At 38.8% G+C, this 14,644-nt stretch carries 14 protein-coding genes; all 14 read left to right on the top strand.

Annotated elements, in window-relative coordinates:
• Window positions 1-5 precede the first annotated feature (5 nt).
• The 14 genes from EO114_RS01845 to EO114_RS01785 all read left to right on the top strand — a co-directional run bounded on the left by EO114_RS01845 (window position 6) and on the right by EO114_RS01785 (window position 14,611).
• Window positions 6-2,138 carry an outer membrane protein assembly factor gene (locus EO114_RS01845; protein WP_127061194.1) on the top strand — a complete coding sequence of 711 codons (2,133 nt, stop codon included), beginning with the start codon at window positions 6-8 and terminating at the stop codon, window positions 2,136-2,138.
• A gap of 39 nt (window positions 2,139-2,177) precedes the next feature.
• Window positions 2,178-3,410 (top strand): hypothetical protein, encoded by a 1,233-nt coding sequence (locus tag EO114_RS01840; protein ID WP_127061192.1) that lies wholly within the window; start codon window positions 2,178-2,180, stop codon window positions 3,408-3,410.
• Between the two features lie 20 nt (window positions 3,411-3,430).
• Window positions 3,431-3,910 (top strand): OmpH family outer membrane protein, encoded by a 480-nt coding sequence (locus tag EO114_RS01835; RefSeq protein WP_009353684.1) that lies wholly within the window; start codon window positions 3,431-3,433, stop codon window positions 3,908-3,910.
• A 12-nt stretch (window positions 3,911-3,922) separates the two neighbouring features.
• Complete coding sequence (locus EO114_RS01830; protein ID WP_127061190.1) at window positions 3,923-4,903, top strand: hypothetical protein; 981 nt, start codon at window positions 3,923-3,925, stop codon at window positions 4,901-4,903.
• 12 nt (window positions 4,904-4,915) lie between these two features.
• Complete coding sequence (locus tag EO114_RS01825) at window positions 4,916-5,365, top strand: OmpH family outer membrane protein (protein WP_009353717.1); 450 nt, start codon at window positions 4,916-4,918, stop codon at window positions 5,363-5,365.
• Between the two features lie 30 nt (window positions 5,366-5,395).
• Window positions 5,396-6,427 carry a UDP-3-O-(3-hydroxymyristoyl)glucosamine N-acyltransferase gene (gene lpxD, locus EO114_RS01820; RefSeq protein WP_009353697.1) on the top strand — a complete coding sequence of 344 codons (1,032 nt, stop codon included), beginning with the start codon at window positions 5,396-5,398 and terminating at the stop codon, window positions 6,425-6,427.
• An 8-nt stretch (window positions 6,428-6,435) separates the two neighbouring features.
• On the top strand, window positions 6,436-7,350 hold the full coding sequence (locus tag EO114_RS01815; RefSeq protein ID WP_009353654.1) for a lysophospholipid acyltransferase family protein: 915 nt from the start codon (window positions 6,436-6,438) through the stop codon (window positions 7,348-7,350).
• Window positions 7,351-7,363: 13 nt separating this feature from the next.
• Complete coding sequence (gene lpxC / locus EO114_RS01810) at window positions 7,364-8,194, top strand: UDP-3-O-acyl-N-acetylglucosamine deacetylase (RefSeq protein WP_062401956.1); 831 nt, start codon at window positions 7,364-7,366, stop codon at window positions 8,192-8,194.
• A 1-nt stretch (window position 8,195) separates the two neighbouring features.
• Window positions 8,196-8,630 (top strand): 3-hydroxyacyl-ACP dehydratase FabZ, encoded by a 435-nt coding sequence (gene fabZ, locus EO114_RS01805; protein ID WP_127061188.1) that lies wholly within the window; start codon window positions 8,196-8,198, stop codon window positions 8,628-8,630.
• Between the two features lie 26 nt (window positions 8,631-8,656).
• Window positions 8,657-9,469 (top strand): acyl-ACP--UDP-N-acetylglucosamine O-acyltransferase, encoded by an 813-nt coding sequence (lpxA, locus tag EO114_RS01800; RefSeq protein ID WP_009353663.1) that lies wholly within the window; start codon window positions 8,657-8,659, stop codon window positions 9,467-9,469.
• Between the two features lie 142 nt (window positions 9,470-9,611).
• Window positions 9,612-10,436: an LpxI family protein gene (locus tag EO114_RS01795; RefSeq protein WP_009353707.1), complete on the top strand. Its 825-nt coding sequence runs from the start codon at window positions 9,612-9,614 to the stop codon at window positions 10,434-10,436.
• A 2-nt stretch (window positions 10,437-10,438) separates the two neighbouring features.
• The gene (gene lpxB / locus EO114_RS07930; RefSeq protein ID WP_009353711.1) at window positions 10,439-11,575 is read left to right on the top strand and encodes a lipid-A-disaccharide synthase; all 1,137 of its coding nucleotides are present in this window, start codon (window positions 10,439-10,441) and stop codon (window positions 11,573-11,575) included.
• Window positions 11,576-13,303 carry a lipid A export permease/ATP-binding protein MsbA gene (gene msbA / locus EO114_RS07925; protein ID WP_127010759.1) on the top strand — a complete coding sequence of 576 codons (1,728 nt, stop codon included), beginning with the start codon at window positions 11,576-11,578 and terminating at the stop codon, window positions 13,301-13,303. It begins immediately after the preceding gene.
• Between the two features lie 3 nt (window positions 13,304-13,306).
• Window positions 13,307-14,611: a 3-deoxy-D-manno-octulosonic acid transferase gene (locus tag EO114_RS01785; protein WP_127061186.1), complete on the top strand. Its 1,305-nt coding sequence runs from the start codon at window positions 13,307-13,309 to the stop codon at window positions 14,609-14,611.
• The last annotated feature ends 33 nt before the right edge of the window (window positions 14,612-14,644 follow it).

Here is a 14,644-nt window from a genome sequence, read left to right as displayed (position 1 = left end):
CATATATGAAGGGAAACCTATCTTATAAGAAATTTTTAACCTTTGCTGTCCTAGCGGCAATCAGTACAACTCCAGTATTTGCTGATACTGCTACTACGACTGAAAGTGGCAAAACAATTGCTAAATTATCCATGGAGGATTTAGGAAAGCAAAATACTACACGCCAAGAAACAGTAGCCTCTGGTGATACGGCTACAGAGGCAGCGATTGCAGCAGCTCGTGAAGGTTTGTCTGAGGCTGCACAACGTGATGCTATTGAAGAACAACGTAAACGTGTTGATAACTCTTCCTTAGCTACTAATGACAAAGAAGTTAAAGTTATCACAAAAGCTGGTGGTGATAAATTAGAAGAAGCACAGGCGGCAGGTGTGGAAACAGCGATTCCTCAAGTACAAGCTCGTTATTTCACATCCCTAACTGAAGCGGAGTTACAAAAATATGTAGGCAAAACGATCACTCATATTTCTATTGAAGGTCTTGACCAAGCAAATCAACCGGCTTTCCTTTCTTTATTACAAGGTAAAATTGGTGATGCTGTTACAGTAGAAGGAATCTCTAAAGAGATTGCTAACCTAGGTGGTTCCGGTGTTCTTTCAGAAATTACACCAGTATTTACAGAAGTACCAGAAGGTGTAAAAGTAGCATATCATGTAACCTTAAACCCAGTGATTAAAGGTGTGTCTGTAGAGGGTAATACGGTATACAAAACAGATGTATTATTGAACTATTTAGGTGTACAACCTAACACTGTGTTAAATACTATTGCAGTTGGTGAAAAAGTACAAGGTATCAACGCAGCGTACCAACGTGATGGATATATTTTAGCTCATGTAAAAGATATGGCTGTAGATGACAATGGTGTATTACACGTATCTGTAGTAGAAGGTATTGTAGAACGTATTACTCCACATGGTAATAAAAAGACTAAAGATCGTGTGATTACTCGTGAATTTAACCAAAAAGTGGGACAACCATTTAATAAATTCTTAGTACGTCGATCTGTAGAGAAAGTATATAACTTAGGTTTCTTTGATGATGTAAATGTACGTTTAACACAAGGCTCCACAGAAGAAATGGTGAACATTGAAGTGGACGTACTAGAACATAAAACAGGTACGATTACATTAGGTGCAGGTTATTCTGATGCTGATGGCTTTGTAGGTATTGTAGAAGTGGGTGAAGAAAACTTACGCGGTACTGGTGATAAAGTGAAAGTTCACTGGGAGTTTGGAGGCACAGCAGGTTATAAAAACTACTCTGTTTCCTACTTGCGTCCATGGATTGATAGAAAAGGCACATCTTTAGGGGTAACCTACTACAATCAATTAAACGAATATACAGATTACAACGAAAAAGGTCAATCTGTGGCTACCTATGATAGAAAATCTAATGGCTTTAATATTTCCTTAGGTCGCCAAACTGCTGAGTTTACTCGTGATTATGTCACATTAGAGCATCGTAAAGATACTTATGTTTGGGATAATAAAGATTCCAGTGGTTTCCGTTATGATACAAACCAATCTCAAGGACCTCGTTGGAATAACCATGGATATCCATTCTTAGCATCTGGATATTTGAAAAACAACTTTGGCACAACAAACAGCATTAGCTGGCAAAAAGTATTTGACTCCCGTGATAATGTATACGAACCAACACGTGGTAAACGTTTATCCAGTACATTACAATGGGGTGGTCATGGCTTAGGTGGTGACTTTAACTTCTATAAATTCACTGGTGAAGCTAGAACATATAAAAAAGTAGGTAATAAACAAGTTCTTGCCTTCCGTGCAAGATTAGGTTGGGCAATGGGCGATTTACCATATAGCCAATTATATACAATCGGTGGTTCTGATTCTCTTCGTGCCTATGAGGATGATCAATACCGTGGTAAAAAAATGTACAACTTTACGGCAGAATATCGCTTCCCAATTTGGAATAAAGTAAGCGGTGCATTATTTACAGATTTAGGTGATGCATGGGATGCACCAAATGTACCTTGGTTCAAACATTCTAAAACATTTAATGTTTCTGTAGGTGCCGGCGTGCGTGTGACAACACCAATTGGTCCAGTACGTATCGACTATGGTATTAGTAAAGATCAAAAGAAATTCCACTTTAGCTTTGGTGGACAATTCTAATTGATGACTATACAACAATGGATAGGAGGGGCTTTCCTAATGGTTACATTAGGGATTCCCTCCGTCTATGGAGCGCCTGTTCAGACTGTAGATGTGGACCTACACAGTACAACAGGAACGATTCCAGCAGCCTTAAAAACACGTATGGTAGCTAGTATTCAAGGTGCAGCTTCCTATATATACAAAGGTAAAGAGGATTCTTATATCAAGGAATCTATGCAGGCCTATGAAAAGGCTACAATAGATGTAGTGGATCGCATTCTATATGGATATACGGTAAAATCTATATCTATGGATATTGGTGAATCTATGTATATGCGCCTTACATTAGAACCCTATGGAAATGTGGTACAATCTATAGAAACTAAGTTTAACTATGGGAATATATCTCCTTATGGACAATCTCTCATACATAGAGATATAGGAAATGTAAAGCCCCGGTTAGAGCAAATTCTTTTGGGAGCATCCCTGGAGTCCTTAGGTTGGATTACACCATTAGCACAAAAATCAATTCGAAGTGAATTAGAAGGAACTCTTCCTGAATTTACACCACAAATTGATATTGTAGGTGGAGAATTAGCAAAGGCTACCGTATATTTAGTACCTCATGGTAATAGCGTACATCGTACAGATGTGGCTATTCACTCTAATACTTTACCGAGTGCTCTTTTTTATAATATGCGTCAATACTATGAAAAAAAGTTACAACAATTAGAGGGACTACCTGTGTCGTTTGTGCGACGTCATCAGTTGATGATAGAAGCGGAGATACAAGAAGAACTTAATACAAGTCGGGGTGTTACGCAATTTGGTGTGACCATGACTCCAGAACTTCAGGTAGGTACGGATACAAGATTAGACATTCACGTGGATTCCTCTAAGTATATTCTTCGAGGCGAAGGGTATTTGGATATGGGGCGTGGTGTGGATTCTGTAGGATTACGAGTGTATACGGGGGTTCATCGAGGTCCCCATGATTGGTATTTAGAAACAGAGTTTTTACCCAATCGTTTGAAATGGTCTTTTGCGCCATCGTATGGGTATCAATTCAGTAAAGATACAAAGGTAGGTTATCAATACAGCCTGCCGAATCATCACCATCATGGTTTTGTATACCAAAATATTGGTACACGTTGGAATGCAAGATATGAAAGAGATATAACTGCGAAAGCTAATGAATTTGCTCTTTCCTATGATGTACATGAATATTTACGATTAGAATATGTCTGGGGTGACCAGGATCGTTGGTTACGCCTAATAGGACGAATATAAGGAAAGAAGGTAGATACACTATGATGCGTTTATTGAATAATAAAAAGAATGTAAAAACAGTGTCTATCATTGTAGGCATTCTTTTTGTCATCAGTGTGGGGGCTTTGGCCTATACACAGATGGCGGGACATGGTGGTTCCAATGCAGTGAGCAATATCGGTGTTATTGATATGCAGCGAATTGTAGAAAGCAATCCAAACTTAGTGCAAGATGCACAACAAGAATATGCTGCCTATAATGAAGAACTACAAAAAGAATTTAATGAAAAATCTGCTAATTTAGATGAAGAAGGTAAGGCTAAATTATCTAATGAACTTCGTCAAAAGATGCAAGAAAAACAACAAACAATTCAAGAAAATCTTAAAAAACGTGTAGATGAAGCTTCTAAAACAGTAGCTGATGGCAAAGGCCTTAGCGTGGTATTGAGCCGTGAATCTGTATTGTTTGGTGGTACTGATATTACGGATCAAGTGAGCAAGAAGCTAGCAGAAACTAAATAAGGTAACATCCAAATGGGAAAAGGACCTATCTTCGCTTTATTAGGTATACTTGTATGTGCTGCTAGTATTGGTAGTTATTATGTACATCATCAGCCTGTGGCTTTGCAAGGACCACGGATTGGGGTTGTACGTTTGCAAGAGGTAGTAGAAAAGCATCCAAACTTTCATAGTTATGATGAACAAAAGAAAGAATTGTTACGACTGGAGGCTCAACGGGACAGAGAGGATGAACTTCTCAAATCTAAATTGGGTACTGAAGTGGGAAAATCTGAAGAACATCTAAAACAGTTAGAATCAAATTTAACTGAAAGTTTGAATCAGGAGCTACAAACAAAAATTGCATTACGTGAAGCTGAGTTAAATCAAGAGTTAGCGGCTAAGCAACGTGAATTGATTGAACAATATCGTAAAAATTACAAAGTAGAACCTAGTGAAGCAGATATAGAAATTGTAAATTTACAATTGTGGTTAACAACTGAAATGAAAGTAAAGCCAATTGATGAAGAGCAACGAAAACGTTGGGACACTCTAAAAGCTGAGAAGGAACAACGATTATCTGATTTGTTAGCACAACGGAGTCATCGTATCAACGGATCTCAACAATGGAAAGATCTAGAAGCCAAAGTGGCTGAGGCGATGGTACCTGCCCAGACAGAAGCACAGCAGAAGTTAAGTGCCTATGCTACTGAGCAGGCAAAAGCCTTAGGGGCACAGCGAGATCAATCTATGAAAGGTCTGGTGGATTCGCAACAAGAAGTGTTGGCTAAGGTTCACCGTGAGGGCACCACTTTGTGGGATGCAGAATGGGAACAACGATTGGCACAAAAACGGGATGAAGTACAAGCCCTACATGATGCCATTTTAGAAGATATTCGAGTTCGTGCAGGAGTGTTGGCTAGAGCTAAACAGTTAGATTTAGTGCTGGTAGATCATATTACAGATCGTACGGGTATGGATTTAACAGAAGAAATCATTCAATCGTATGGACAATAAAGGAGTAAAGTGATGAAATCAATGTGGAAACGTATGGCTACAGGTGCCATGATGGTATGTGCATTAGGATTAGTAGCTGGTTGTGGATCAAGTGAAAAAGTAGGTGTGGTAAACACTGAAAAGTTAGTGCAAGAAAGCCAAAAAGCTAAGGATATTAATAAAGAAATGGAAGCTAAACAAAAGGAAGTTACAGACCGTTTAGCTCAAGTGCAAGGTACACAAACTGAAGAGCAATTCCAACAAACACAATTAAATGCACAACAGGAATTGCAAATTTATGGACAAGCAAAAGGTAAAGAGTTTAAAGCCTATGTGGAATCCAATATCCAAGCTGTAGCAAAAGAAAAAGAATTGACTGTAGTAGCAAATGATCAAGCCATTGTAAGTGGTGGAATTGATATTACAGAAGATGTGCTTAAAAAAATGAATGAAAGTGCTTCCTCCGGAGAAACTAGTAAATAATAAGAGAGTAAAAAGTAAGGAGGCTTCATAGTGAAGTTTTCAGTAGAAGACCTAGCCAAATTGGTTGAGGGCACTGTATATGGCGATGGTTCCATTAATATTGAAGAAGCCCGTAGTTTAGATCAAGGTGCAGCTCATGCTATCAGTTTTGCTATCGGTGATTATAGAGAGTTTGCCAAAGATAGTAAAGCAGGAGCTTTGTTAGTAGATACTAAAATTGAAGGGTGTGAAACTCCTCAAATTGTGGTGTCTAATGCTAAAGCAGCTTTTGCCAAATTGCTAGAAGTATTTCACCCTCCGGTGGTATTCCCAGAGGGGATTCATGAAACAGCAATTATTGGTAAGAATGTAACAATCGGAAACAATGTAAAAATTGGACCTTATTGTGTAGTTTATGATAATGCTATTATTGGAGATAATGTTACATTACACGCCTATGTATATATTGGACATAATGTGCGTATTGGTGAAGGTACAACGATTTATGCAAGTTCCATTGTGCATGAGAACTGTATTTTAGGAAAACGAGTTGTCTTACGTGCGAATGCTGTTGTAGGTGGAGAAGGGTTTGGCTTTGCCACGGAAAATGGTAAACACACACATATTCCACAAGTAGGTAATGTTATCTTAGAAGATGATGTGGAAGTAGGATCTTGTTCTTGTATAGACAATGCTACTATGGGATCTACCTTAGTTCGTCGTGGCACTAAAATAGATAATTTAGTTCACCTAGGCCATAATGTAGAAATTGGAGAAGATTGTTTCTTAATTGCCCAAGTCGGTATCGCAGGTAGTACAAAATGTGGTAACCATGTTATCTTTGCTGGACAAACTGGTTGTACAGGACATATTACAATTGGTGATAATGTTACTTTTGCAGGAAAAACAGGCATTACAGGTAATGTGCCATCGAATGGACTTTATGCAGGGTTCCCAATGCGACCACATAAAGAATGGTTAAAATTAGCTGCCTATGAAAGCCGTTTACCAGATATGGTAAAACAGTTAAAAGCATTAGAAAAAGAAGTAGCTGCATTACAAGCTAAATTAGAAGATAAATAGGTGTAGATATGTTATATACCTGTATGAAAGTGTTAAGTGCTATCCTATGTGCTTTGCCGTATCGAATGCAATATGCTATTGGGTATCTATTAGGGCAATTAGGATGGATTTTTACACCAAGCAATCGAAAACGATTGGCCATTGGACAAATATTATTTTGTCGTATTACAGATGATCCTGTAGAGGCAAAACGAATTGCCAAAGCCAGTGTGACAAGATTTGGTCGCATGATTGTGGATGTGCTTCGTTATCCTGAAATTAAAGATGGTAAATACAAAGAGATGTTCACCATGGAAGGTAGAGAATATCTAGAAGATGCCAAAGAAGATGGAAAAGGTGCTATTATTATTGCTCTCCATAGTGGAAACTGGGAATTACTAGGAGGTATTTTAGCATCTGAAGGATATCCTTTGATTTCAGTAGCGATGCAGCAACAAGGTGATGCGGACAAATTTATCAATGAATATCGTGCGCTTATGAAACAACACGTCACTTATAAAACAGGTGTCCGTGAAATGGTAAAAGAATTACAACAAGGTTCCTTCATTGGTCTTATTATGGACCAAGATCCAGGAGATAAAGGTCAGTTGGTTCCGTTTTTTGGCTATGAAACATTGACTCCCGTAGGACCTGCGGCAATGGCTCGTATGCAGGATGTGCCGATTATTCCTATAACAATACGTTTTAATGAATATACTGAGAAATACGAAATTACTGTACATCCACCTGTATACGCTGAAAAAACAGAAGAGCGGAAACGTGATATTGCGGTTACATTGACGATGCTCAATGAATGGGTGGAAGATTATATTCGAAGATATCCAGAAGATTGGTTCTGGCTTCATAATAGATGGAAATGGACACGTCGCTTTTATGGTGATACCATAGAAGTACCACCAGATGTGATGAACCAAAAACTGTAGAAAGGAGGCCCTTATGAAACAACAAACAATTAGTAAAGCAATAAGCTATGAAGGGGCTGGATTACACAGCGGTTTACCTGTGCAAATGCGTATCCTTCCTAGTGAGCCCAATACAGGGATTACCTTTGTACGTACAGATTTGCCGGGCACTCCTTCTGTGAAAGCGGACATTCGTAATGTAACAAATACGATGCGTGCTACCACATTAGAAGAGGGTGAGGCAAAAGTATTTACAGTTGAACATATTTTAGCAGCTTTTTATGGTATGGCTATTGATAACTGTATTATTGAATTGAATTCACCGGAACCTCCTATAGCTGATGGTGGATCAGCCACATTTGTGCAGCTTATCAAAGAGGCAGGAATTATCGAACAAGAGGCAGACCGTCAAGTTTATGTGGTGAAAAAATCTCATGGTATCTATGAAGAAGATAAATTTATCATTATTCGTCCTTATGATGGATTCCGTGTCACTTTTACAAGTATTAATAGTCATCCTATGCTAGGTACGCAACATGCAGATTATGAGATTAATCCTGATGTATTTGCTACAGAAATTGCGCCAGCAAGAACGATTGGTTTTACAAAAGAAATCGAACAATTGCAAGCGATGGGATTAGCTAAAGGCGGATCCACGGAAAACGTGATTGTCTATGATGATACAACTTGTTTATCGGAACTTAATTTTCCAGATGAATTAGTACGTCATAAAATTTTAGATATATTAGGCGATTTATTCTTGGTGGGCCATCTAAAAGGCCATATTATTGCTGTGAAATCGAGTCATAATTTAAACTCGCGATTAAGTCGAGAAATTTTAAAAGAAATGCAAGAGGAGGCATAACATGATTCTTACAATTGAAGAAATTATGGAAATTCTACCACACCGTTATCCATTCTTATTGGTAGATCGTATTATTGAAATGGAAGCAATGAAACGTGCGGTAGGTCTTAAAAATTGTACTTTCAATGAACCACATTTCATGGGTCACTTTCCAGGTAACCCTGTGATGCCAGGTGTATTGATTACAGAAGCAATTGCTCAAGTAGGTGGTATTGCACTCTTGTATCCTGAAGAAAATCGTGGCTTAACACCAATGTTTACAGGTATAGATAAAGTACGTTTCCGTCATCCAGTTAAACCTGGTGATCAAGTACGCATCGAGGCTGATGTAGTAAAAATCAAAGGTCGTATGGGTAAAGTAGAAGGTCGTGCGTATGTAGGTGATAAATTGGTGGCAAGTGGTGAGTACATGTTCGCCTTAGTGAAGCCAGAATAACTTTCAAAATGTAAGGAGTGACACAGATGATCGTAGTTGGCATGGAAAATGCAACATCTGAAATTCATAGTACTGCAGTCATACATCCAGATGCAAAAATTGGTAAAAATGTTATTATTGGTCCTGGTGCAGTCATTGGAGAACATGTTGAAATCGGAGATGGTACTAAAATTGGCGCTAATGTAGTTATTGGTGGCTGGACAACGATTGGTAAAAATAATGAATTTTTTCCGGGTTGTGCTATCGGTTTGGAACCACAAGATTTAAAATTTAAAGGTGAAAAAAGTTATTGCATTATTGGCGATAATACAGTAGTTCGTGAATTCGTAACTATCAGTCGTGCTACTGGTGAAGGGGAAGAGACACGAGTTGGTAACAATTGTTTGTTCCAAGCGTGCACACATGTGGCGCATAACTGTATCGTAGGCAATAATGTTATCATGAGTAACTGTGCAGGCCTTGCTGGTCACGTAATTGTAGAAGATCGCGTGGTTATTGGAGGTATTGCAGGGGTCCATCAGTTTGTAAAAATTGGTCGTAATGCTATGGTTGGTGGTATGGCGAAAGTCGTACAAGACATCCCTCCCTATGTCATTGCGGATGGACAGCCAGCGCATGTAATTGGGTTGAACTCTGTAGGGTTAGCTCGCGCTGGAGTATCTGAAGAAGTGCGTCGTGAGTTGAAGAAGGCATTTCGTATTCTATATCGCAGTGGCTATAGTCTGTCTAAAGCAATTGAAGAAATGGAATTGAATTTAATATCTTCTGTTGAGATTGAACACATGCTACGTTTCTTACGCAATGCAGATCGTGGTATCATGCGCGTACGCAGAGATTAATAATGGAATTATAATACATGGAAGAGCATACAATGTATGCTTTTCCATGTATTTTTTATTGTGAACTTTCATGCCATTTATGCCCTATATATGGTATAATATAGATTAGAATTTTTATAATTAAAAGTTAGTGGGAGGCGTTATGGCGAAAGTAGGATTGATTGCAGGAATTGGTAATCTGCCAGTTGAATTTATGCGAGCTGCTCAACATGAAGGCTATGAAGTTGTGGTCATTTCTGTTGTAACAGAGGGAGCTCCTGAATTACAAGCAGAGGCCGATGCATACTACCAAATCAGCGTCTTTAAATCAGATACAGTGATTAAAACGTTCCTTAAAGAGGGCGTCACAGATGTGACTATGTTAGGAAAAGTAACAAAAGAACATCTGTATAAAAAGATAACAACCATACCAGATATGCGTACGATCAAATTGTTGAATCGTTTGCGCAATCGTAAAGATGATACGATCATGCTAGCTATCGTAGAGGAATTAGAAAAAGAAGGACTAGCGGTAGCGGATCAAACAAAATATATGAGATCTCTTATGCCACCAGTAGGTGTCATGACAATGAGAAAACCAACAGAGGTGGAGCAATTAGATATTGAGTTTGGTTTTACCTTAGCGAAACAAATGGGTGCACTTGACATTGGACAAACCGTAGTAGTGAAAGAACAAGCGGCGATGGCCATAGAAGCCATTGAAGGAACCGATGAGTGTATCAAGCGAGGCGGTGCCTTGGGTCGTGAAGGGGCTGTGGTGGTAAAAACTGCAAAACCTAATCAGGACGTACGTTTTGATGTTCCAGCGGTAGGTATGAAGACGTTAGAATCTATGATTACCGGTAACTGCAAGGTCCTAGCTATGGAGGCGAAACGGACGATTTTTGTTGAGCAAGAAGCAGTTTTGCAAAAAGCAAACGAATTAGGTATCGTAATCTGTGCCGTAGAAGGGCCGGATGAGGAGTAAGCATGAAGATTATGTTTTCTGCTGGTGAAGCATCAGGAGATACGCATGGTGCCAGTGTGGCAAAGGCTTTATTGGAGGCATATCCAAAAGCACAACTATTTGGCATGGGCGGAGACTTGATGAAGGAAGCGGGTGTGAATATTATATACGATATTCAGCAACTAGGGTTCATCGGTATTGTTGAAATAATAAAACATTTGCCCACATTTTTTAAACTTCGCAGCTTCTTAAAAGAAGCTATGCTACGAGAAAAGCCAGATGTGTTGGTGTGTATTGACTATCCAGGTTTTAATATGAAGTTAGCGAAGGTGGCAAAAGAATTACATATACCTGTGGTGTATTACATTGCCCCTACCATTTGGGCTTGGAATAAAGGACGAGGCAAGGATATCGCTAAAACGGTGACAAAAGTAGCTTCTATTTTTCCTTTTGAAGCAGAGGCATACCGTGAATTTGGTGTAGATGTGGAATTTGTAGGGAATCCTTTGGTAGATATTGTACATCCTACCATGTCCGTCGAAGCAGCGCTTGCTCATTTTGGTGCAGATACAAGGAGTCGTAATATTCTTTTGATGCCAGGTAGTCGTAAACAAGAAGTAGAAGGGTTATTACCAACAATGCTGGCAGCAGCAGAACGGTTATATAAAAATCATACAGATTTGAAGTTCTTCTTACCACGGGCACATACAATACCTAGAGAAGATATTGACAGAATTTTACAAAGTTATTCTGTACCAGTCACTGTTACAGAAGGTCATAACTATGATTTAATGCAGATTTGTACCGCATGTATTGCGGCTTCAGGGACAGCTACCTTAGAAACAGCCTTGATGGATGTACCTACTGTATTAATTTATAAAGTGGCACCTGTTACGTATGGAATTGGTAAATTACTGGTAAAAATAGATCATATTGGATTGCCTAATATTATGGCGAAGCGTCGCATTATTCCTGAGTTATTACAGGGGGATGTAACGCCAGAAAATGTAGAACGAGAACTAGCTAATATCTTAGATCATGAGGCGGTATATACGCAGATGAAAGCTGATTTAGCGCAAGTGAAAGTAGAATTAGGGGCACCGGGAGCGGTGCAACGTGTAGCTGATGTCATTGCATCAGTCGCAATGAAGGAGGCGTAAATGAATCGTTATAAACAACTATTGGCATTTATTGTGCCATATAGGATGCGACTCATATTAGGGATATTTTGTATGATTGCAGCTGCCATGGGGTATTTAGTGGTACCATGGTTAATCCGAAATGTAGTGGATGGCGTATTGCAAGATAAAGATTTAGGCTTATTAACATTAATTGTGATTGCTATTTTAGTAATTTTCTTGCTTCGTGGATTTGCTACCTATGGGCAAAACTATATGATGGCTTATGTAGGACAGCGCGTGGTTATCGATATTCGTGAAACCTTATTTAAGCATTTACAAAAGTTAGACCAAGCTTATTTTGACCGCCGTAAAACAGGGGTTATCATGAGTAATGTGACTAGTGATGTAGGGGCGTTACAACAAGCTATTGTAGATAACCTTATATCGTTTATGACAGAAGGAGTTACCTTGGTAGGGTCCTTAGTCTTCATGTTTTACTTGGATTGGAAACTATCCCTTTTAACATTGATTATTGTGCCTGTTGTATTAGGATTAACGAATATATTTGGTAAAAAATTGCGCTCTGCAGGTCATGAGGTACAAGGTAGAACAGCGGATATTACGGCGTTTTTACAAGAAGTTATTTCAGGGGTGCGCGTGATTCGTTCTTTTGCTCGTGAAACATATGAATTTAAGCGATTTGAACAAGAGAACCAAAATAACTTTGATGCAGCTATGAAAGCTACAAAATTAACAGCTGTCATGGGGCCTATGGTGGAATTTGCAGCTGCTATTGCAGTGGTGATTATTTTATGGTATGGCGGATATTCTGTAGTGCAAGGTTATATTACAGCAGGTTCCTTGATTGCATTCTTAATTTATGCTATTAACTTATCTAACCCTGTGAAACGCTTAACTCAAGTCTATGGTAACTTGCAAAAAGCAATGGCAGCAGGAGATCGTGTCATTGATATTTTAGAAACAGAACCTCATGTGAAAGAATCACCAACGGCAAAAGCGTTAACAGATGTACAAGGAACTGTAGAATTCGACAATGTACAATTTGCTTATGATGAAGATAATTTAGCTTTAAAAGGCGTCAACTTAACGGTGAAACAAGGGCAAACCGTGGCGATTGTTGGTCCTTCTGGAGCTGGTAAATCAACGATAGCGAACTTGTTACCACGTTTTTATGATGTAACAGGTGGCGCTATTCGCATTGATGGTGTAGATGTGCGAGATGTCACATTTACATCCTTACGAGAAAATATTGGTTTAGTGCCACAAGATACGATGTTATTCAATGCATCAGTACGTGAAAATATTTTATATGGTCGCTTAGATGCTACTGAACAAGAAATCATTGAGGCGGCTAAAGCAGCGAATGCCTATGAGTTTATTGAAAAATTACCGAATGGATTTGATACGATTGTGGGAGAGCGAGGTAACTCTTTATCGGGTGGTCAGCGTCAACGTATTGCTATTGCACGAGCTATCTTGAAAAATCCGAGCATTTTAATTCTTGATGAGGCTACCTCAGCCTTAGATACTGAAAGTGAAAAGATTGTACAGGAAGCGTTAGAACGACTAATGAAAAATAGAACGGCTCTAGTCATTGCTCATAGATTGAGTACTATTAAACATGCCGATCATATTGTGGTCTTACAGCAAGGTTGTGTTGTAGAAGAAGGCACACATGATGAATTATTAGCGTTGAATGGCTTATATAGCCATTTATATTCTGTTCAATTTGCCAGAAAAGGATAAACTATGTATTGGATATACAATATACTTCTCATTATCTATTGGATTGGCTTGATACCGGTGATTCTCTACCGTTTGGCCTTTGAAGACGGATTCTACGAGCGGATCAAACAAAGTGCAGGATTCATGCCTAGCACATTGATGAAAAAAATTGAAGGTAAACGGGCTATTTGGTTGCATGCGGCTTCTGTAGGCGAAATTGTAGCTACCAGCCCATTGGTGAAAGACATCAAAAAAAGCTTTCCTGATGCAGTTGTAGTTGTATCTGTGGTAACTGCTACTGGACATGCCATGGCACGCCGCATCATTCCAGAAGCAGAAGGGATTATTTTCTTCCCCTTAGACTTACCATTTTTGACACGAAGAATTTTGACAACGATTAAGCCCATTGCAATTTTATTGGTTGAAACTGAAATTTGGCCAAACTTTCTTCGTATTGCCAAAGCTGAACAGATTCCAGTTATGATGGTCAATGGTCGTATCAGTGATCGTTCTATGTCACGGTATATGCATATTAAATCTTTTATGCATGATATGTTGGGGTCCATCGATCGATTCTGTATGCAATCTAAATTAGATGCGGAATATATCACTGTATTAGGGGCAAATGTACAAGAGGTAACCGTTACAGGGAATACGAAATATGATCAAACCTATGCAACGGTAACAGATGAAGAAAAAGAACAATTGCAACATGAGTTTGGATTTGGACACAATCATCCTATTATCGTGGCAGGTAGTACCCATAAAGGGGAAGAGGATAAGTTGTTTCAAGCGTTTAAAGAAATTTTACAATCTTATCCCAATGCGCGATTACTGATTGCACCTCGCGAAATTATGCGTGGCCATGATGTAAAAGCATTATCTCAAAAATATGGGTTGAAAGCGATTTGTCGTAGTGCTATGACAGAACCTGTACATGAAGAAATTCCAGTAGTGATTTTAGATACCATCGGTGAATTAGGTCGTCTATATAGTTTGGGGGATATTATTTTTGTAGGTGGATCTTTAGTAAAAACTGGAGGTCATAATATATTGGAACCAGCTGCTCATGGTAAGCCAATTATTGTAGGACCACATATGTTTAACTTTAAGGAGATCTATAGTTTGTTGAGCTCCCGTGGTGCTTGTACAATGGTACATGATGAAAGAGAATTATTAAGAGTATTGCAAACTTTGTGTGCTAACCATACTATGCGAGAAGAGATGAGTCGTCATTGCTTGGAAGTAGTCAGTGAAAATCGGGGAGCTACACAACGCAATACAGAGGAGTTACGCCGTCTTTTTGAACGCTTTCACATAGTACCATAATCGATTCATATTAGTTTTAATATCCTAAGTTAT

Source organism: Veillonella sp. 3627 (assembly GCF_003992195.1).
Lineage (GTDB): Bacteria > Bacillota > Negativicutes > Veillonellales > Veillonellaceae > F0422.
The sequence above is the reverse complement of the archived record's forward strand: the minus strand, read 5'-3'. Positions and strand labels throughout refer to the sequence as shown.

Excerpts from the sequence above, each read along its gene's own strand:
- EO114_RS01830 (WP_127061190.1), top strand. The coding sequence starts at position 3,923 with ATGGGAAAAGGACCTATCTTCGCTTTATTAGGTATACTTGTATGTGCT.
- lpxA (WP_009353663.1), top strand. The coding sequence starts at position 8,657 with ATGATCGTAGTTGGCATGGAAAATGCAACATCTGAAATTCATAGTACT.
- EO114_RS01785 (WP_127061186.1), top strand. The coding sequence starts at position 13,307 with ATGTATTGGATATACAATATACTTCTCATTATCTATTGGATTGGCTTG.
- EO114_RS01845 (WP_127061194.1), top strand. The coding sequence starts at position 6 with ATGAAGGGAAACCTATCTTATAAGAAATTTTTAACCTTTGCTGTCCTA.
- EO114_RS01835 (WP_009353684.1), top strand. The coding sequence starts at position 3,431 with ATGATGCGTTTATTGAATAATAAAAAGAATGTAAAAACAGTGTCTATC.
- EO114_RS01795 (WP_009353707.1), top strand. The coding sequence starts at position 9,612 with ATGGCGAAAGTAGGATTGATTGCAGGAATTGGTAATCTGCCAGTTGAA.
- EO114_RS01815 (WP_009353654.1), top strand. The coding sequence starts at position 6,436 with ATGTTATATACCTGTATGAAAGTGTTAAGTGCTATCCTATGTGCTTTG.
- EO114_RS01840 (WP_127061192.1), top strand. The coding sequence starts at position 2,178 with ATGGTTACATTAGGGATTCCCTCCGTCTATGGAGCGCCTGTTCAGACT.
- lpxB (WP_009353711.1), top strand. The coding sequence starts at position 10,439 with ATGAAGATTATGTTTTCTGCTGGTGAAGCATCAGGAGATACGCATGGT.
- fabZ (WP_127061188.1), top strand. The coding sequence starts at position 8,196 with ATGATTCTTACAATTGAAGAAATTATGGAAATTCTACCACACCGTTAT.
- msbA (WP_127010759.1), top strand. The coding sequence starts at position 11,576 with ATGAATCGTTATAAACAACTATTGGCATTTATTGTGCCATATAGGATG.
- lpxC (WP_062401956.1), top strand. The coding sequence starts at position 7,364 with ATGAAACAACAAACAATTAGTAAAGCAATAAGCTATGAAGGGGCTGGA.
- EO114_RS01825 (WP_009353717.1), top strand. The coding sequence starts at position 4,916 with ATGAAATCAATGTGGAAACGTATGGCTACAGGTGCCATGATGGTATGT.